At 53.0% G+C, this 19,907-nt stretch carries 13 protein-coding genes and 1 CRISPR repeat array (1 of these 14 running past the window's edge); of the genes, 9 read left to right on the top strand and 4 right to left on the bottom strand.

Annotated features, from left to right (window positions below):
* The first annotated feature begins 131 nt into the window (after positions 1-131).
* From recO to QTO31_RS09490, 8 genes are all read left to right on the top strand, one after another.
* Positions 132-887, top strand: coding sequence for a DNA repair protein RecO (recO, locus tag QTO31_RS09525; RefSeq protein WP_301428910.1), 756 nt, complete (start codon positions 132-134; stop codon positions 885-887).
* 45 nt (positions 888-932) lie between these two features.
* A complete protein-coding gene (locus QTO31_RS09520) occupies positions 933-1,622 on the top strand; it encodes a PH domain-containing protein (protein ID WP_301428909.1) in 690 nt (229 codons plus the stop codon).
* Between the two features lie 96 nt (positions 1,623-1,718).
* A complete protein-coding gene (locus QTO31_RS09515) occupies positions 1,719-2,540 on the top strand; it encodes a purine-nucleoside phosphorylase (protein WP_301428908.1) in 822 nt (273 codons plus the stop codon).
* Between the two features lie 67 nt (positions 2,541-2,607).
* Positions 2,608-5,415: a C1 family peptidase gene (locus tag QTO31_RS09510; protein ID WP_301428907.1), complete on the top strand. Its 2,808-nt coding sequence runs from the start codon at positions 2,608-2,610 to the stop codon at positions 5,413-5,415.
* A gap of 207 nt (positions 5,416-5,622) precedes the next feature.
* Positions 5,623-6,792 carry an STAS domain-containing protein gene (locus QTO31_RS09505; RefSeq protein WP_301428906.1) on the top strand — a complete coding sequence of 390 codons (1,170 nt, stop codon included), beginning with the start codon at positions 5,623-5,625 and terminating at the stop codon, positions 6,790-6,792.
* 58 nt (positions 6,793-6,850) lie between these two features.
* Positions 6,851-7,630 (top strand): electron transfer flavoprotein subunit beta/FixA family protein, encoded by a 780-nt coding sequence (locus QTO31_RS09500; protein WP_301428905.1) that lies wholly within the window; start codon positions 6,851-6,853, stop codon positions 7,628-7,630.
* 19 nt (positions 7,631-7,649) lie between these two features.
* A complete protein-coding gene (locus QTO31_RS09495; protein WP_301428904.1) occupies positions 7,650-8,627 on the top strand; it encodes an electron transfer flavoprotein subunit alpha/FixB family protein in 978 nt (325 codons plus the stop codon).
* Between the two features lie 72 nt (positions 8,628-8,699).
* A complete protein-coding gene (locus tag QTO31_RS09490) occupies positions 8,700-9,947 on the top strand; it encodes a PQQ-dependent sugar dehydrogenase (RefSeq protein ID WP_301428903.1) in 1,248 nt (415 codons plus the stop codon).
* Here the strand turns inward: QTO31_RS09490 and QTO31_RS09485 are convergent.
* The 4 genes from QTO31_RS09485 to QTO31_RS09470 all read right to left on the bottom strand — a co-directional run bounded on the left by QTO31_RS09485 (position 9,936) and on the right by QTO31_RS09470 (position 14,419).
* Positions 9,936-10,670 carry an EI24 domain-containing protein gene (locus QTO31_RS09485; RefSeq protein WP_301428902.1) on the bottom strand — a complete coding sequence of 245 codons (735 nt, stop codon included), beginning with the start codon at positions 10,668-10,670 and terminating at the stop codon, positions 9,936-9,938. The two genes, QTO31_RS09490 and QTO31_RS09485, sit on opposite strands and share 12 nt — an antisense overlap.
* A gap of 190 nt (positions 10,671-10,860) precedes the next feature.
* A complete protein-coding gene (locus QTO31_RS09480; RefSeq protein ID WP_301428901.1) occupies positions 10,861-12,087 on the bottom strand; it encodes a glycosyltransferase in 1,227 nt (408 codons plus the stop codon).
* A gap of 7 nt (positions 12,088-12,094) precedes the next feature.
* On the bottom strand, positions 12,095-13,132 hold the full coding sequence (locus QTO31_RS09475) for a C39 family peptidase (RefSeq protein ID WP_301428900.1): 1,038 nt from the start codon (positions 13,130-13,132) through the stop codon (positions 12,095-12,097).
* Positions 13,133-13,138: 6 nt separating this feature from the next.
* On the bottom strand, positions 13,139-14,419 hold the full coding sequence (locus tag QTO31_RS09470; protein WP_301428899.1) for a lactate racemase domain-containing protein: 1,281 nt from the start codon (positions 14,417-14,419) through the stop codon (positions 13,139-13,141).
* 471 nt (positions 14,420-14,890) lie between these two features.
* On the opposite strand from QTO31_RS09470, the gene QTO31_RS09465 reads away from it, so the two are divergent.
* Positions 14,891-15,091, top strand: coding sequence for a hypothetical protein (locus QTO31_RS09465; RefSeq protein WP_301428898.1), 201 nt, complete (start codon positions 14,891-14,893; stop codon positions 15,089-15,091).
* A gap of 157 nt (positions 15,092-15,248) precedes the next feature.
* A CRISPR array of direct repeats spans positions 15,249-19,907; the repeat unit is 37 nt; unit sequence GTTTCAGTGCTCTACCGTGAGCCGAAATTGTTGAAAG (it continues 7,680 nt past the right edge of the window).

Genomic DNA, 19,907 nt, shown 5'->3' with positions numbered 1-19,907 from the left:
GAAGGCAATCAACCGATTTATTCTGCGGGAATGTGTTCAGGTGTGATAGCAAACTCATCATACTTGATCTCGATACCTGCACAAGGCGCATCGCCGGTCCAGTCCGACGGGGCGCGATAGCGATACGTTTCATGCGCGAGCGAGTCTATCGCAACGAAGCCATTATTCTTCGTCGTACCGATTTTGCTGAGGCCGATCGTCTGCTCCTGATTGCTACTCCTGCTGGGAAGCGATGGGTTATTGCTAAAGGTACACGCAAAATGAAGAGTCGGCTGGCCGGTCACATTGAACTCTTCACACACGTGCAGATGATGCTAGCTGTCGGGCGTCATCTTGATATTGTGACCCAGAGCCAGATTGTGAGTTCCTTTCCCGTGTTGCGAAGTGATCTGACCCGTCTCGGTTGTGGCTTTTATGTTGCCGAATTGTACGACCGTCTGACGGCTGAGGCAGAAGAGAATCCCCCTCTCTTTCGGCTGCTGGTTGAAACGTTCCAATCCCTTAATCGCAGTCCAACTCCTGAACTGACCCTGCGCAGCTTTGAACTTCACCTTCTGCATATTCTCGGTTATCGGCCTCAGTTGCACTATTGTGTTGTTTGCAACGAGCTGCTCACGCCAGATGCTGATCGATATAGCCCAAGTCTGGGCGGCGTGCTCTGTCCAAACCATCGGACGGCTGATCCGCATGCTTTACCCCTGAGCGAGGCGACGTTTCGATTACTACGCTATCTTCAGGCCCAATCGGTGGCTGCCGGTGAAACGCTGCGCATTTCGTCGGCAACCCGTCAGCAAGCAGCAGACCTCTTACGGGCCAGTATACGCCATCTCCTGGAACGGGATCTCAAATCGGCAGAGTTTCTCAATCATCTGTTATCATCACAGTAGGAAACGTATGACGACTACATTGCCTGAAATAAAGGAGGGCGGGCCATGAGTTATGTGGAAAGCCTGCTCGGGCGGGGAGAGCAGATTTTGTACGTCGCCCGTCAGCACATTTTTGTGTTGATTATGAACATCTTGACCGAACTGACGCTGATTGGAATTCTGGTTGCGGCCGGGGTTGCCTCGAATCTGGCATTCCGGAACAATTCAACGGCAATGATCGGTGGTATCAGTATCAGTGATCTGATTCTGCTGATCTGTCTTGTGATCAGCATCATCGTGCTGATCAGCGGTTTTCTCGATTTTCTGCGCTGGAATTCGGAACAGATCGTTATTACAGATCGCCGTGTGTTACAAGTACGTGGTGTCTTCAATAAGCGCGTGATTGACTCGTCGTTAGAGAAGATCAATGATATTGAGCTGCGCCAGAGCATCATAGGGCGGATCTTCAATTTCGGTACTATCGAGATTTTAACCGCTTCAGGTGCTGAAGGCGCCAACGTAATGGATCGGATCGAGGCTCCGCTCGAGTTCAAACGGGCATTGCTTGAGGCGAAACATAATCTTGAACGTGGGTATGGCTATCTGGAAGCAGAAGGGTATATCCCCAGTCGCCCGGTAAGTAGCGTCACGGAAATTCAGCGTACCCTAGAGGAGCTAGCCCGGTTGCGTGATCGCGGGATTCTTTCTCCTGAAGAGTTTGAGGCTAAAAAACGTGATTTATTGAGTAGAATTTAAACAATCATTCCTGCACGCAGGCCTTTTGGATTAGTGGTCTGTGCTCAAATCAGCACAGACAGTTGATGCCGTGTCTTAAAATAGAGTAGGTGCTGAATGTTTAACGACATCGAGCAAGCGCGTACTGCAATTATCCCGCGCTTACGCCACATCCCTCGCGTTGGTCTAATCCTTGGCTCAGGGTTAGGGGCACTGGCCGACGAGATCGAAGATGCTGTTGTCATTCCTTACCGCGATATTCCCGGTTTTCACCAGCCAAAAGTGGCCGGACATCGCGGTGAACTGGCGATTGGGTTGTTGGCCGGTCAACCGGTAGCCGTGATGCGGGGGCGTTTTCATTTTTACGAAGGTTACAGTATGCAAGAGGTAACCTTCCCGGTGCGCGTCTTACATGCGATCGGTTGTGAAACGCTCATCGTGACCAACGCTGCCGGTGGGTTACGTCCAGACTGGCAGGTTGGCGATATTATGCGGATCAATGACCAGATTTTCTTGCCTGGTATGGCTGGCCATCATCCGCTCCGTGGCCCTAACGACGAACGCCTGGGACCACGTTTTCCGGCAATGGTTGGTGTGTTCGATAACGATCTGGTACCGCTGGCCCGTACTGTAGCATCTGAACTCGGTATTCCACTGCGCGAGGGCGTGTATTGTATGTTGAGTGGTCCAACTTTCGAGAGTGCAGCCGAACTGCGGATGCTCAGAGTGTGGGGCGCCGATGCGGTAGGAATGTCAACGGCGCCAGAAATTGTTGTTGCTGTCCATTGTGGAATGCGTGTGCTTGGTTTTTCACTCATTACGAATCTGGCTTTGCCCGACGCGCCACCAGCCAACCACGAAGAGGTGATGGCAGCCGGCGAAGCTGCCAAACCGAAATTCGCTGCACTCCTTTGTGGCATTCTGTCCCGTATAAGGTAGACATAACATTGACATCGATCATTCGCCGTCCCAGGGCTACCGTTAGTATAAGATAGGAAGATGTGCCATGCGCACGCTCACACCATTAACCGCAGTATCCGCGATTGATGAAACAACCCGAACGACACTGGCTGCATACTGGATCACCAGTGTGGAAGAATTTGTTGCAACAGCCCGTTCCGGTAACACAGGGTTAGGAAGTGGATTGGCGGCGCTGGCCCGTGTCTTGGGGCGGAGCGAAGATGATGTGCGGGCGATGGTGATGGCGGCGCTGGAGGTTGTACCTGACGCCAGCTCGTTCAGTGTTGATGTGGCAATGGAGCCGGTTGGCACCGGGGCTATTTTCGATGATCTTCCTGAAGTGGATGCGACTTCGTTTAGTCCGCCGGTCGGTTTGCCGCCAGAAGTGCCGCCACTATTCACGCTACCGCCGCCGGTGAGTCAGGGGCCGCGCAATACTTGCGTCGCCTTCAGTATTGCTGCCATGGTCCAGATACTCAGTAAAGACCCGACCGATCTCTCCGAACAATTTATCTACTGGATCAGCAAGGATCGTGATCGAATTCCTGGCGACGTTGGTACCAACCCATTGGTAGCTATGCGCGCTGTTGCGGAGCTAGGAGTTTGTCGAGAAGAGACGTGGCCCTACCGGCCAGAACCGGTTGATCATCAACAGCCAGGCCACGAGCGACCGAGCGATGCGGCATTTCGTGAAGCCAAACAGCGTCGCATCGCTGATGTGGAACTATTACCAGCACGTGATGTTCATCAGATAAAGGCTGCCCTGGCTGCCGGTCGCCCGGTGTTAATCGGTTTAATGATCGGCGAACATTGGACGAACAGCGGCCAGGTGCGACGAATTGGACGGGTACGACGGGCATTGCCCGGTGAGCAACGCTTGGGCGGTCACGCGATGTGTGCGCTGGGCTATCGCGATGATCTAGACGCACCCGGCGGCGGTTACTTTATTGTGCGCAATTCGTGGGGGAGCGATTGGGCGAACGAAAATCCTGATGGTCCTGGGCATTGTTATGTACCGTACCAGTTGATCTTCGAGGAAGGCATGGCGGCATTGATCGCGACCGGTTTGATCATAGAACGGCCGGCAACGGTACCATCGGCATTGGGCACATCGCCAGCCAACGATCTGGCTTTCATTCTGGCCGAAATGCAAGCTTTGCGTAGTCGACTCGATGCGCTCATTGAACGGGTGCAGATGTTGATTGGGTCATCACCCTCCGTAGTTGCACCGGCGCCAACGATAATAACTCCAGCCAAACTCGCTGAACCACCGCCAGTTGTCGGCTATCAAGGCCCGTTGATCTTGATCGCTGACGCGCAGGATGCAGAGGAACTATATCCAAACGGTATTGATGGTCGGCGAGGCGAGCCGCTTTTACGGATCGATACGATACGTGCGAGTGAACTTGCTCAGCGGAGCGAAGACTCTAAGGAGCTGCAAACGTTACATAAAACCCGCAATGACGCTGAAGAGAAACATTTTGGCGTTGTTGCTGATGTCGATCAAGAAGACCTGGCTCAGGCACGTTGGGCAGTGGTGGTTAGTGCAACTGATGATGTAAGCTTAATCGAGGCACTCTGGCCGCTGATTGAGCACCGAGCCGAACAACAGGGCATCACTTTGCCGCCCGTCGCGTTTCGTGCTGGCGAGACATGCGCCGAATGGGCAGCTCGCTATGCCGATCTCAAACAGCCATGGGAACAGCGCGCACCGGTCTTGATCCATCGCCCTGGTGAAAGGGTGAATGGCTGGTTAGCACGTCACGGGACGATAGCCGGGCCGGTTAAGCCGAGTCAGGGTGTTCCGTTCTACCTCTTAATTGCGGCGCGCCCAGGACCACTGACACCTGATGATCGATCCTTTATCAGTTTCAACTTTCAATACGAACTAGACATCTTCTGGGGAGTTGGTCGGCTCTGCTTTACCGATGAACGAGGTCAACACCGCTATGCCGATTACCGCATGTATGCGCAACGTCTGGTTGAGTATGAGCGGCGAGCGGCACGTGATTTTCGACTCCGACGTGAGATCGTCTATTTTGGTACCCGCCATGATCTTGATAAATCAACTGAACGCAGTGCCGTTGAGTTGGTAATGCCGTTGGCAGCCTGGCACGAACACGGGTTACCCCAAAAACGGGGCTTCGCCAGACGGCTTCTCCTGGCCGGTGATGCCACTCGCAGTAATCTGGAACAAGCATTGCGCGATGGGAATCAGCCACCGGCTATTTTCTTTAGTGCTACCCATGGTCTGGGCCTGCCGGCCAATGATCGGGAACTTATGATGTATCAGGGTGCACTGGTAACGCAAGACTGGAGCGGGTTTGGCGGGATTAAGCGCGAGCACTGGTTTGCGGCTGAAGATTTGCCGACCAATCTCTCGTTGGAGGGTATGGTAGCCTTACTCTTTGCCTGTTATGGCGCCGGATGTCCGCAACGCGATGAGTTCATTTTTGATCCAGAGAAAGGTCGTCCACTGATTGCCCCCTTTACCTTTGTGGCGCAACTGCCACAGCAGATGTTATTACGGGGTGCGCTTGGTGTGGTTGGACATGTTGAACGGGCATGGACATACAGCTTTAGTCTGGATGGAGCGCGTGGTCAGACGCAGAGTTTTGAAGACGTGATTGGGCGATTGGTAAGTGGTAAACGGTTGGGGAGTGCAACCGACCAGTTCAACATTATTCAGGCAGCACGTTCGTTGACGCTGTCTGAAGAGCTAGAGAACATTAAATTCGGGAAGCAACCCGAACCACATGAACTGGCAACACTCTGGATGGCGCGGAATGATGCCCGCAACTATATGCTGCTGGGTGATCCGGCAGCACGCCTGGCGGTAGATTGTGAGACGTAAGGTAGGGATGGTGGGAGAAAGGCAGAAAATGGTTCCCAATCTGTCTCAACTTCCCTGCGTGGGCGAGCTGAGCAAGCACAGCACTGCTGCGCTCCGACCGATGCACCAAGACAGGTAAGGAATGGTACTGCTTCATTCGCTAAGACCCCGTTTATGCAGTAATATATGTAGGTAAGGTCACTGTCTACTCATTAACGTGCTAGCCGTATGGATCTACGTACTCGTCTCATCTTATCACTCTCACCGCTGGTAATTGCCCTCGTTCTCTTTGGGGTGCTCGCCATTGTGACGCAACAGCGTGTCGCTCAGGCTATCAAGAAGGTCGATCAGGTGGCGAACGATCTGGTTGAAGTTGCTCAAAGCGAGTCGCTGATTCTCCTTGAACAGTACCACGTGAGCGAGATTATTGCCGGACGTCAGAGTGATCGCACAATCCTTGAAACACAGCGGGCAATGGTGCGTTCCTTTCTCGAGGAATCCATGCCACAGGAAGGTGGTAGTTTCGTTGAAATAGAGCTGGCTGCGCGCTTTAATGTGATGGTTTCTCAACACGATGCAGCGCTCGCCGTTTTGGATCGTGGTAACCGTGAACAAGCCAAGGCAATGATCAGCACCGCTGATTATCACCGCAACGTGCGTGCCATCCACAGTCTGGTCGTCGGTGCCCAGCGAGAGTATGAAGTGCAGTATCTGCAAGCGATCGACGCTCTGGAACGTATCGTTAATGAAGGTTTCTGGTATGCCGCGTTTGCTGTTGCTCTTGCAACTGTCCTTGCGATAACTATGGCGGTTACGTTAAACTGGCAGGTAGCGAAGTACGTTGATCGACTCACGACTGATGCCGAATACTTTGCCCAAACCGAAACCCATGGTCAACTTAGTCCGATTGGTTCGATCAAACAGCTCCAACGCTTGCGCGATGCGTTTCAGCGTTTGCTAGAGGCAAACCAGCAACGGCAACACCAGTTAGCAACCGCATTGCAGGCGCAACAGGCGCAACTTGCTCGCGAACGAGAATTGCAGGCAACGATCAGGGCTTTGAGCCTACCTGTGACCGCATTAGGACCGCACACGCTCTTCTTACCGCTTGTAGGTCATCTTGATGCAGAACGGAGCAAGCAACTTGAACAGACCTTATTGCAGGCTATTCAGCAGCGACGGGCACGGGCAGTTGTGATTGATGTGAATGGCATGGCAACATTCGATGAACTGATCATGCAGACCCTGATTCGGGTTGGGCAAGGCGCACGGTTACTCGGCGCCAAGGTGACGCTAGTTGGTGTACGTGCTGATCTAGCTTTACAACTTGCACAATTGCCTTCTGGCTTGTTCCAATACGCTCGCGATATTCCGGCTGCCTTGCACATCAATACGTGAAGGCAATCCTCTGTTATAATGCAGTGCGTTATCGCTTTGTGGTACGAAGGAGGCCATCATGCACATTGTTGTGTGTTTGAAGCAGGTCCCCCGCGACAATTCGGTTAAGATTCGACCGGATTTGACCATCGACGCCGAGGGGATCGAGAAGATTATCAACCTCTTCGACGAATACGCGCTCGAAGAGGGTATTCGTTGGAATGAACAGCACGGCGGTAAGGTAACGGCACTCTCTATTGGCACCTCTGACTGGGTCGAGCAGTTGCGGCGGGCGTTGGCAATGGGCGCAACTGATGCACTGTTGCTCAGCGATCCAGCATTTACTCAGCTTGATCCGATTACAGCCGCTCGTGTGGCTGCGGCTGCCGTTCGTAAGCTGGGAGATGTTGATCTGGTTATCACCGGCCGCAACAGTACCGACGATGAGAGTGGTGCTTTTGCACCTGCGCTGGCGCGCTTGCTGGGCTGGCCACAGGTAACATATGTTGGCAAGGTGTTGGAACTGCAACCCGGCGGAATGCTTAAAGTTGAACGTCATCTAGAGAGTGTGATTGAGACAGTTGCCTGTCGCCTGCCAGCAGTGATGTCGGTGATCAAAGATATTAACGAACCACGCTATCCCTCGCTCCTCAAAATCAAGCGTGTGGCAAAGGTTGAGCCACCAGTGTGGACAGCCGCCGATCTGGGGTTGAATGCCACCGACCTTACCCCAACCGCCCAACTTGTCGAGCGCGTACCACCGCCACCTCGTCCCAAGGGCGAGATCATCGACGGGCCGGACGCGGCCACCAAAGTTCGCAAGCTGGTCGATAAGCTGTTGGAGTATCAAGTGATTTAAGCGCGGAAAGGAGCAGATCATGAATGGCGTACTGGTTGTTCTAGAAGCAGTTGGCGATGATCTGGCCGCCATTTCGCGCGAGTTGCTCGGCAAGGGGCGGCAACTGGCAGATGCTTTAGGTGGTTCGCTGGCAGCACTGGCAATTGGGCCGACAAAAGCCATTGCGGCACGTGCTGGTAATTTTGGCGCCGATCAGGTCTATACGATTGATGCACCGGCACTACGTCAATACACAACCGACGGTTATGTTGCAGCAGCGATTGCAGCAGTCAAGGCGTTTCAGCCGGCGCTGATTCTTGCCGGAGCCAGCTTCCAGATGCGCGATTTTGGCGCAGCGCTGGCAACCGATCTTGGTGCTGGTCTGGTGGTCGATGCAACCAATATTCAAGTGGTTGACGGTGCTCTTCAGGTCACACGACCGTCGCATGGTGGCAATGTCATTAATACCTATCGCTTCGCCGCAGGGACGACGGTCGTGGCATTGGTGCGTAAGCAGAGCTTCCCAGAAGCTGCTGCCCAACCCGACCGTAGCGCACCAATTACCGAGCTAACGGTAGCCGAACTTACCCCACGTACTGAAGTACTGTCGGTGGCGCCCAAGGCTGGTGCAGTCAACCTGACTGACGCTGCAATTATCGTGACCGGTGGCCGGGGCTTGGGCAATAAAGAGAACTACTATCGCCTGATTCCACCATTGGCTGAGGCTCTGGGTGGTGCTTACGGTGCTTCACGAGCGATTGTTGACGATGGCTGGGTTCCCTATGAGCACCAGGTTGGTCAGACCGGAAAGACGGTCAGTCCTAAACTCTATATCGCTGCCGGTGTCAGTGGCGCGATCCAGCATCTGGCCGGAATGCGAACTAGCCGCACCATTGTGGCCATCAATAAAGACCCGGAAGCACCTATTTTCCGCATTGCGACGCTCGGTGTTGTTGGTGATGTAAACGAGATTTTGCCGCTGCTGACAGAAGAGATCAAAGCGCGTCTCAACCGGTAAGTTTTTCTGGCCGGTGAAAGCGGTGTATTGTACTGAGGACAATACACCGCTTGGCAAAAGTGCGGGTCAAGAATGAAACGGCACACATTACTGATTGTGTTCGTCGTATTGATTGTCGGTGGGGTGGGGCTGGCCCAGGCAGCTTATCGTTTATTCTTGCCCTTTGTCGAGCACCGAGCGCTCATTCCGTCTGACGACGAAGTCAGCACTCGCTTACAGGTTGCTGAAGGATACGCTGTGCGTCTCTACGCACACGGTCTTAACCGGCCTCGCCTGATGGCAATCGGCCCCGACAGTCAACTCTATGTTGCCGAGCGTGGTGCCAATCGTATTGTACGTCTATCAGATAAGAACAGTGACGGGAGATCGGATGAGACAACGGTCGTTGTAGCGAATCTGACCGGTGTTCATAGCCTGGAATGGTACGGTCAAGATTTATACGCTGCCGGCAATGCGACTGTCTGGCGATTGCACGACAGCAATGCTGATGGAGTGTTTGACCGTTCGGAAACGAGCGTGGTTGTTGACGGGTTGCCAAACGATGGTGGTCATTCAACCCGAACGGCACGTATCGGGCCTGATGGCATGCTCTACGTCGCGGTCGGTTCAAAATGCAATATTACTGTCGGTTGTAGTGAAGGCGATCCACGACGGGCTGCCATTTTACGCTACACATTAGAGGGGGATATTCCAGCCGACAACCCGTTTGTCAATGATCCCGACCTCCGTCGGCGGGCCGTCTGGGCCGAGGGATTACGGAACAGCGTTGATTTTATCTTCTTGCCCGATAGAAGACTCTGGGCAACTCATAACGGCAGTGATGGTCTTGGGAACGACCTGCCACCGGAAGAGGTCATTATTGAGGTTGAGGCTGGAAAACATTACGGCTGGCCATACTGCTATACGGCGGTGGTTGGTCCTGTTCCGAACGATGCCAGAGAAGTGCGTGACGAGCGTGTACCGCTCGATGCTACCTTCAACACGTGTGACCTGGCGACACCGGCTCGTTTCACCGATCTAGCCCATTACTCCCCTCTCGGTATTGCGCGTCTTGCCGATGGTGATATCCTGATTGCGTACCACGGCTCCTGGAATGCCGACCAGACGCACCGTGATTGTCGGGTACAGCGCATTCAGGTCAGCAATGGAATGCCGGTCAGTGCCGATCCGTTTCTAACCGGATTTCGTGATCATCCGCAACAGGAATGTGGTGGGGCTTGGGGACGACCAGCGGGAATCACTATCGCGGCAGATGGTACGATCTTTGTCTCCGACGACCATAATGGCAATATTTATCGCATTGTTTCCTTACCTGGATAGGTTGTCGTATTCGCAGAAGAAGAGGGTACCGGCAGTAATGCAAATCGGTACTGCAATCAGGTTGAAGAACGGTATACTTACCAATCCGAGGCATATCAGACCAAATCCGGCGCTGGCCGGCAGATGACGGCGAATAAAGCTCAGTTTGCCACGAAACGAAAGTCGGCGCCGTTCAAGAGGTGGATCAAAGAAGTCGAGACAAGTGATGGTCACACCGAGGGTCACACTGGCGCCAGTCGCCAGCAGGGTTCCCACGACAGGAATCAGGTTTAGCAAGAGAGCTGGGGTACCGATCAGCAGAATCAGTAGAAACTTCTTCAACTCAAACAGAAGTGCGCACAACACATCGTGCATGACGGATGCCGAAGTTGGTGGTGGCGCGGTTCTGACGACGCCGCGCAAACGTTCTTCAATCAATTCTGACAGGCGTCCATAAAAAGGAGAGCCGAGAACCACCCCGAAGCGCACCAGTATATATCCAAGCCCCAAAAAAAGGGCAATAACCAGCAGCCCTCGTACAAACCACTCGATCCATACCGGCCAGCCGACAAGAAAAGTCTCAGTTGCCTGAAAACCAGCCCACAACAAGGTGGTGTAGAGTGCCAAGCCCACAATGATATTCAGTACAATTGGCATCACAATATAACGCCAGAGCACCGGTTGCCCGACGATGAACCGTATCGCACGCAATGGATAGCTGAAACCGTCAATGAGTGAACGCATATGAGAGTGGTAACATCGTAGCAAAACAGGTTTAGGTGCTCTTGCGACGTGTAAAATCTGGGGAAGGTGTGTTGTACCACAGTATGCTCACGATGCCAGAGGCTTCTGAACGAATTCGTCTTTGCTGGTACAAGAGAAGCCAGGGCCAACAAAACATATATAGTGCAACTCGCCGGTCACCCCTTTCCCGTCAAGACGTAAGTATAGCTGCTGGACTGATCGCGGCTTCCAATCGTGGTGCAATGCGTGTCCAATCGTAATTGGCACACACAAAGGTACGCCCAGCCAGACCCAATTGTTGCGCAAATGCACGATCGGTTATCAGACGTGAGACGGCCTGAGCAAATGTAGTCGGGGTATCTGCCAGCAGCAGATGTTCGCCGTTGTGCAAACCGGCGACACCTTCAGCGCCAAAAGACGTACTGACAACGGGCGTAGCCATTGCTAACGCTTCTAACAATTTCAGCCGTGAGCCACCACCTATTCGCATCGGAATTACAACAACCGCAGCTTCCATCAGTGCCGGACGTGTATCGGCAACCTCGCCGGTTACTATGATATGCCGATCATCGTGTAGAGCGAGCACTTTCGGATGTGGGCGTCGTCCGATCAGTCGTAGCCGCAACGTAGGATGCATTTGCTTGATTAGGGGGAACACCGCATCAACAAACCACAGCACAGCATCAACATTTGGCCGATAGTCGAGCGTGCCGACAAAGACCAGATCATTGGTCGGGGGAGGTGCCTTGGTTGGAGGGGCAAAATACGTGCAGTCTACGCCGTTTGGTACGATATGGAGTTTCGCATGAGGTGCCAGTCGGCGTAGCGCCAGTTCATCTTCGGCTGAAACAACAATTACCCGATCAACAACCTGAAGAACATACCGTTCAAAGGCTGCTAGTTTCAGCCACTGAATAAGTGAATAGATACCACCGATCAACGCTTTCGGCGCCGGGAAACGGCGTAAATCGGTAAGAGCCGCACGGCGTTGGAGGAGATATTCGGCATTGAACTCATCGAGGATCGTGTATAGACCTGCCTTACGAACCTGGAGGAGGTAGGGCGCCATCTCGATACTTTCGGCCAACACCACATCAAATTGCTGATCGGTCAGCAGCTTGTGCAATGCCGTAGTATACGCCATACTCGCATTGCGCAATGCCATATCGGGTTGCGGGCTAAACACGGTGGTCAACGCACGTTGGAATAATGAACGTGGAGACGGACCGATGACGACCTGCAAGTGCATCAGGTTTTGCAACGAAGCAAGCGCCTGTGCAGCCGATTCGTCGGGGGCGAAGCTCAGCAGCGTAACGGTGTGTTGTTTGGCCAGAGCACGTAACAGATGAAACATCCGCAGTGCTCCTCCGCTGCGCGGCGGGTATGCTGGATACGGAGCCAGAACAAGAATACGCATAGCCAATTCACACCCATGCGTCAGCGAGACCGGGTTGCGGACGAGGCCAGTCAGGCGGATAGATCAGGTAAACAGTACCGTTTGAACTGGCTTGCCAGGCAGCTGCTAACTGCCTTTGAGGGTACGCCCGCAGTAATCGGTTACGTCCGGCAGGCTCGGCGATCAAAGCATGTGTCTCGGTAAAACCACGCACGATCGTGAGATGTCCAGCAGTACGATCGGGGGCATCGTCAATCTGACCGGTTTCCCAGGCTAGACTGATAACTACCGGTACGCCAGCAGCCGTCCACCGACCAATCTGCTCTAGGGTATCGAGCCGAGTCACGTAGGCGCGCAGACCAAAACGAGCAGCAAATGCAGTATTAAACGACCAGTTACCGGTTCCATCCCAGCCCGGATCGAAGATACCGGCCACCGTCAATTCGGGGAGCGTCTCGCGTTGCGCAAAAGGAGCCAAACGTGGATCGGCTAATTGTGCATACCAGTATGCCAACACCATATGAACTGCGGTTGGACTGCACCATCCCTCACCACCGGCATAGTCGTACTGACAGAGCAAGAGCGGTAACCCAATTGCCGAGAGTGCCGGTGGAGAGGCAAAACCCGCTGGTTTTGCCGTCGTTGTGACGCAGAGAGCGAGTGCAGTAAGCTCAGGCATATCTGCTCCAGGCAAGCCGCAGAGTAACACACGCACCTGCACAGCCTGAGCTGGTGTCTTCAGGAGAAGGGTATCAGTAGCAACCGAGCCAAACTCATTCGTCTGCGACGAAAAACTGCTTCGCCGCGTTCCATCGCTATCCCATGCTGCGATACGAAACCAACCGCTCCAGATGCCCTGCTGTTGTACTCGTAATTGCAACTCAATCCAGCTTGCTGGCGGCGTATCGGCAGCCCAACTCGGAATAATTGCCAACGCAGAGGGAGTCTGGAACGGTGGACTGATCATTGCAATCCGAGCAGGCACATCATCGGCAGATAATGGTGACGCTCGTTCCCACGTATCAAGTGCAGCCGTATCCCAATAATGGAAGAGATGGTGGAGCATCAAAAACTATCCTTCACTATCAAGAATCCACTCGGCAGGGCCAAGCAGCTCAAGATCGGGGTTGGCCGCGACCTCTGGCAAGAGAGCTTCACTCACCAACAACTCTTCCAGATGGAGCGTATCAGGAATACGTACCAACCGCACCGCAGCCGGATCAGGTTGCCCACACGTCTTGACAGCCATTGCTACGGCATCACGCTCGGTCGGCAGGGTAATCGGCAAGCCACCCTTACACAAACCGACCAAACCAGCGGTTAAAACATTCACATATGTCGCATGAAAATCGATCTTAGCAGCCAGACGGGCAGTCGTAATGTCGGCCAGCCCGATACCGTTTGCGTTACCGTGCGTTTCGGGGGTCAAATCAAGCACCACGATCACGTTGATCACCGGTCGGTCAGGAGGTGGTTCACCAGGGATAGGCAACCGCCCGATCACATTCGTATCCATACCGGTGCCGCTGATATTCTTACCGATCCGATCAACAACCAGCACATCAAGGCGGTCGAAGGGCAGCCGGGCCATCATCTCTTTGCTCCGGAGCAACAGCTCTGCCTCACCAGCACCACCAATTTCGTCAGGGGGAAGAGCAACAATAGCAGCAGTCTGATCACGTGCATCTTCGAGAATTGCCAGCCCGGCCAGCACACGCCCTCGCTCAACGATCATGCGCGCCATGGGCACAATCTGCTCTTTCAGACCGTACACCGCAGTGCGATGGACAATTTCGGCGCCGTGTCGCTTTCCTAAGCCAACTGCGCACATCTTTGCTAATCCACTCTCTATCGGCGCCTTAAAAGAGGTGTGGGTCTTAATCCGATTAATCACCAGCACACCATCGGCCTCGGCAGCAAACCGATCCATATAGACGGGCGTACCATCGGCAATTCGACCCAATTCAACCACGTCCATTGTAGCCCGGATCGGACAGCCAACCGTTTGCTCGGTAATCCCAAGTGAAGCAAGGAGCGCTACTTGCCCTTCGTCCGTTGCACCGCCATGACTACCCATAGCTGGTACAACGAAAGGCAGTGCCCCGTGATCACGCAGCCAACCAACTGCTGCGGCCGTAATCTGCACAATATTGGTAATCCCGCGACTACCGGCAGTCACTGCGATCTGCATCCCTGGGCGAATACGTGCCGCCAGACCCAGGCGGTCAAGTTCAGCCCGCACTGTAGCCGTGACATCGGTCAAAGGCATAGTTTGCCAGCGTTGGCGAACACGAAAAATTGGTGGCAGAGGAGTATCAGCCCGGATTTGCTCAATATTCAGCGTGATCTGCATCGGTCACCCTCACCGAGGTCATCTATATACTTCTCGCATTGTACCACAGGCTAGAGAAAGGCGAGAAAGCGTAAAGGCAAGAGAGCGATGTACTAGTAATGTGTGCAAATGAAGCCCATTGGCCTACCAAACACAACCGAAACGGCAACTTTGTAATTCCTATTCCTGGCATTTACCGACGCACTCCACGATTCGTACTTTTCTTTTCTATGAAATGATCTACCATCTGCTCAGACTCAGGATACAGTCATGAGCCATCAGTTCCATCGCCGGCACAAGACAACCGCTTTTCCCCCAGCTCACTGAAGCCATCCACCGCACATAACGATGATCCGCTTCGCAACCGAGCAACGCCAAACCGCCAACCGCATTGTCCATTTTGCACAATCTCCCCGCCAACCAGCGTAACTTTCAGGCTAGGAAAACGTTTTTATTGATGATCCCCCATATATTCAGAACTAGGAGGCGACCATGAACCGTCAGTCCCATCGTTTGCGCAAGACAACTACCCTCCCCACAACCCCACCTCCAGCCAGTCCACCTCCAGACCCATCTAACCTACCCATCCCTTCACCGGACGAACTCGATGATCAAGAAAGCCGCTCATCATCGTCTCTACCATTCTGGCATCCCAAAGCGATTTGTCACGTCATCCGTGCGTTAGTCGCTTAAAACTCAAACGCCTGATGACAATAGCACGAAAAGGCTGATAGTGATCAAGACTCTTCTTGAATGACACGCTCAACACAAACGGGGCGGCTTACTAAACCGCCCCATTTTCGCTGTGTAAAGGCATTCTGATACGTCTTGGATTTAGCACATGTCACCGGTTTCAGTGCTCTACCGTGAGCCGAAATTGTTGAAAGACGCGACTGGTGGGGGGGGGCGCATTCACGACCTCGAGTTTCAGTGCTCTACCGTGAGCCGAAATTGTTGAAAGCACGCACACCTCCCCAACCGCCCATGCTAGTAACATCGTTTCAGTGCTCTACCGTGAGCCGAAATTGTTGAAAGTCCGCCTGCGTTCCGCCCGTCGCTCGCGAAACCGAGAGTTTCAGTGCTCTACCGTGAGCCGAAATTGTTGAAAGCATATGACCTGTGTACCTCACCCCGTAGGACATGCCGTTTCAGTGCTCTACCGTGAGCCGAAATTGTTGAAAGGTGGTACCGGCATATTCCGCCCCCGCCACAACCTCAGTTTCAGTGCTCTACCGTGAGCCGAAATTGTTGAAAGGAGCGCCAACGACCGGCTCGATCAATTTGATGAGTTGTTTCAGTGCTCTACCGTGAGCCGAAATTGTTGAAAGCCAACGGCGGATTGTTGAGGCGATTGCGACAATCAACGGTTTCAGTGCTCTACCGTGAGCCGAAATTGTTGAAAGTAGACATCGCGACACAGTACGAGTTCAATGTATGATGCGTTTCAGTGCTCTACCGTGAGCCGAAATTGTTGAAAGGCAACAAGCGCTGGAGGCGATGACGGAATTAGCGAAGTTTCAGTGCTCTACCGTGAGCCGAAATTGTTGAAAGAGTTTATTCAAACTGCGATTAGTGCGCTAACTACAGGTTTCAGTGCTCTACCGTGAGCCGAAATTGTTGAAAGGAGCCGGAAGGTGCGTACCTTCCAGCAACCGAGCATCAACGTTTCAGTGCTCTACCGTGAGCCGAAATTGTTGAAAGTGGTAACGGTACGCGCCCCGGCCATCCGGCAGTACACACGTTTCAGTGCTCTACCGTGAGCCGAAATTGTTGAAAGAGCTTGACGAATCCGACGGCGGCTATTGAGTACTGCGTTTCAGTGCTCTACCGTGAGCCGAAATTGTTGAAAGCGCAACGCGGTTGTGATCCAGGCCGCGCTCGGCGTTAGTTTCAGTGCTCTACCGTGAGCCGAAATTGTTGAAAGGAAATGTGTCTTCGTTCGCCCACCGCGACCAATCCACGGTTTCAGTGCTCTACCGTGAGCCGAAATTGTTGAAAGTGTGGTATATTGGAGTTCGGTGAGGAAAAAGGAGTAAGTTTCAGTGCTCTACCGTGAGCCGAAATTGTTGAAAGGCTCGAGTTCGCTTCTCTTGAAGACGCGATCAAAGCGTTTCAGTGCTCTACCGTGAGCCGAAATTGTTGAAAGGGGATGGTACACAAGTTGGGTACATCGCAACGTATGCGTTTCAGTGCTCTACCGTGAGCCGAAATTGTTGAAAGGTTTAAATTTCGCAACGAGGATTGGGCGCGGGCGGCGGTTTCAGTGCTCTACCGTGAGCCGAAATTGTTGAAAGAAGTACAATTGCAGTCGCAACTGCTGTCCGCGCAACGCGTTTCAGTGCTCTACCGTGAGCCGAAATTGTTGAAAGGTTCGTGCAGTTTGTGGCTTCGTTCGTTGCGCAGATTGTTTCAGTGCTCTACCGTGAGCCGAAATTGTTGAAAGGGTGACATATGTTGTCACAACGCTCCCGGATCCGCTCGTTTCAGTGCTCTACCGTGAGCCGAAATTGTTGAAAGGCTTCCCTCAGCTTATGTGGGCGGTCTATCTGATCGCGTTTCAGTGCTCTACCGTGAGCCGAAATTGTTGAAAGGGGTGGTTCCGGCACGTTCGAGATCCGTGCGGGCGAATGTTTCAGTGCTCTACCGTGAGCCGAAATTGTTGAAAGGATGAGCGGGAACGTTGTCCAGACGGCGTTGAATGTGAGGTTTCAGTGCTCTACCGTGAGCCGAAATTGTTGAAAGGATGACCGCGCCCGCGACAACGATGATGCCGATGGTCGGTTTCAGTGCTCTACCGTGAGCCGAAATTGTTGAAAGGAGGAGCGTGTCGGGGGCGCTACGATCGAGGTTCGTTCGTTTCAGTGCTCTACCGTGAGCCGAAATTGTTGAAAGACGAAGAGGAAGAGGAGGAAGAAGGTGAGAAGGAAGGTTTCAGTGCTCTACCGTGAGCCGAAATTGTTGAAAGAGCAGCTCGACGCTGATGATCGAAGCGCGCTGATCGACCGTTTCAGTGCTCTACCGTGAGCCGAAATTGTTGAAAGGTCAACATCATCGCGGTCACCGTCGTCGCAATGACCGTTTCAGTGCTCTACCGTGAGCCGAAATTGTTGAAAGCCGACGGGCCGGGCTGCGAGTCGCGGGTGGGGGAGCGTTTCAGTGCTCTACCGTGAGCCGAAATTGTTGAAAGGGCGAAGGTCGTGAGCGCTTTGTGCACGCTCATGACCGAGTTTCAGTGCTCTACCGTGAGCCGAAATTGTTGAAAGGCGAGACCGCACCGGTTCGCGATGCAACTTTTGATCTAGTTTCAGTGCTCTACCGTGAGCCGAAATTGTTGAAAGTGCGAACGGACGTGCGCTCATTCGCATTCTGGTTGACGGTTTCAGTGCTCTACCGTGAGCCGAAATTGTTGAAAGAATCATACAGTGTGTTGAGAAAGAAAACCGTCTCGGGTTTCAGTGCTCTACCGTGAGCCGAAATTGTTGAAAGCCGGCTGGAGCCACATCCTCGAAAGTGAGCGGGTTCGTGTTTCAGTGCTCTACCGTGAGCCGAAATTGTTGAAAGGGCGGGATCGTCAACATCTCTCCAGTAACCCAACTCCGTTTCAGTGCTCTACCGTGAGCCGAAATTGTTGAAAGGCATCAAGCGCGTAGAGCATCTGTACGACTCGCTGGTTTCAGTGCTCTACCGTGAGCCGAAATTGTTGAAAGGGTTTCGCCGGAAGGGTTTTTGCTGTGTGAAGACGAGGTTTCAGTGCTCTACCGTGAGCCGAAATTGTTGAAAGATTTGGGAGCCGTCCGTTCGCAGTGAAGTTGAGCCGTTTCAGTGCTCTACCGTGAGCCGAAATTGTTGAAAGAAACTTACTTTGGCCGCGCCGGAACGCGGGCCGTGGTTTCAGTGCTCTACCGTGAGCCGAAATTGTTGAAAGGGTAAAATGACATTAAAACAGATTTTCCGTTACCCAGGGTTTCAGTGCTCTACCGTGAGCCGAAATTGTTGAAATTCTATACTATACCGCGTCCGCGCCAATTTGTCAAGCGTTTCAGTGCTCTACCGTGAGCCGAAATTGTTGAAAGCAATTGCGAATCTTAACGCTTCTATTAATATTAGTTCGGTTTCAGTGCTCTACCGTGAGCCGAAATTGTTGAAAGGCCCGCTTCCCGCGTGCGCGGATCGCGCAACGCGGCGGTTTCAGTGCTCTACCGTGAGCCGAAATTGTTGAAAGGATATTAAACGCGCCTCGCAGCGCCGGAAGCCCGAACGGTTTCAGTGCTCTACCGTGAGCCGAAATTGTTGAAAGGGATTTTGTCAATTTTAGAGCGTTGGCGCGCTGATCGGTTTCAGTGCTCTACCGTGAGCCGAAATTGTTGAAAGGCTGCGCTGCCAGCGCTGCCAGCGGATCGCTAGAAGAAGTTTCAGTGCTCTACCGTGAGCCGAAATTGTTGAAAGGGCGGTACGCTGGTAGCGTTCGATGCCGAGCGGCTGGCGTTTCAGTGCTCTACCGTGAGCCGAAATTGTTGAAAGGGGCATCATTCGCAATATTGAAATCGATCTATGTCTGTAGTTTCAGTGCTCTACCGTGAGCCGAAATTGTTGAAAGGGGGATGTCGTAGATGTCACCATCTCCGACACCCGCGAGTTTCAGTGCTCTACCGTGAGCCGAAATTGTTGAAAGGATTGATGTTTTCATCTATTCCCCGTCAGTCGGCACGTTTCAGTGCTCTACCGTGAGCCGAAATTGTTGAAAGGACCGCCGCGCTTGCAAGCGCGACTTGTGCCGCGCTGTTTCAGTGCTCTACCGTGAGCCGAAATTGTTGAAAGGCTAATACCTACATCTTTAGTATATCGCGCAACAGCGGTTTCAGTGCTCTACCGTGAGCCGAAATTGTTGAAAGCGCATCCCAAGCAGTCGGTATGATGTAGCCTTCAACGTTTCAGTGCTCTACCGTGAGCCGAAATTGTTGAAAGTCAATTCGCTGTGTTTGCGGCAACAGCTTGCGCAACGGTTTCAGTGCTCTACCGTGAGCCGAAATTGTTGAAAGCGACGCTTTGTCGCTGTTAAGGAGGTTATAAAATGGTTTCAGTGCTCTACCGTGAGCCGAAATTGTTGAAAGGGGTTTTGGTTGATTTTGAGACGGTGAGACGGGGACGTTTCAGTGCTCTACCGTGAGCCGAAATTGTTGAAAGCTTGCTGATCGCACTTGTCAGCAAAGCGCGGGCGTTGTTTCAGTGCTCTACCGTGAGCCGAAATTGTTGAAAGGCCCGTGACACAACAAATAAAACCCCTACACCAGCTGTTTCAGTGCTCTACCGTGAGCCGAAATTGTTGAAAGGTACACCGGTGGCAAACTCAATGAGCGTCGGAACGAGTTTCAGTGCTCTACCGTGAGCCGAAATTGTTGAAAGTCAAGCGCGCATTTCAACAGTTGCGACAGATGATGTTAGAGTTTCAGTGCTCTACCGTGAGCCGAAATTGTTGAAAGGGCGACCGCACCACTCCACGCGGTAATCG

The organism is Chloroflexus sp. MS-CIW-1 (assembly GCF_030444705.1).
Lineage (GTDB): Bacteria > Chloroflexota > Chloroflexia > Chloroflexales > Chloroflexaceae > Chloroflexus.
The sequence above is the reverse complement of the archived record's forward strand: the minus strand, read 5'-3'. Positions and strand labels throughout refer to the sequence as shown.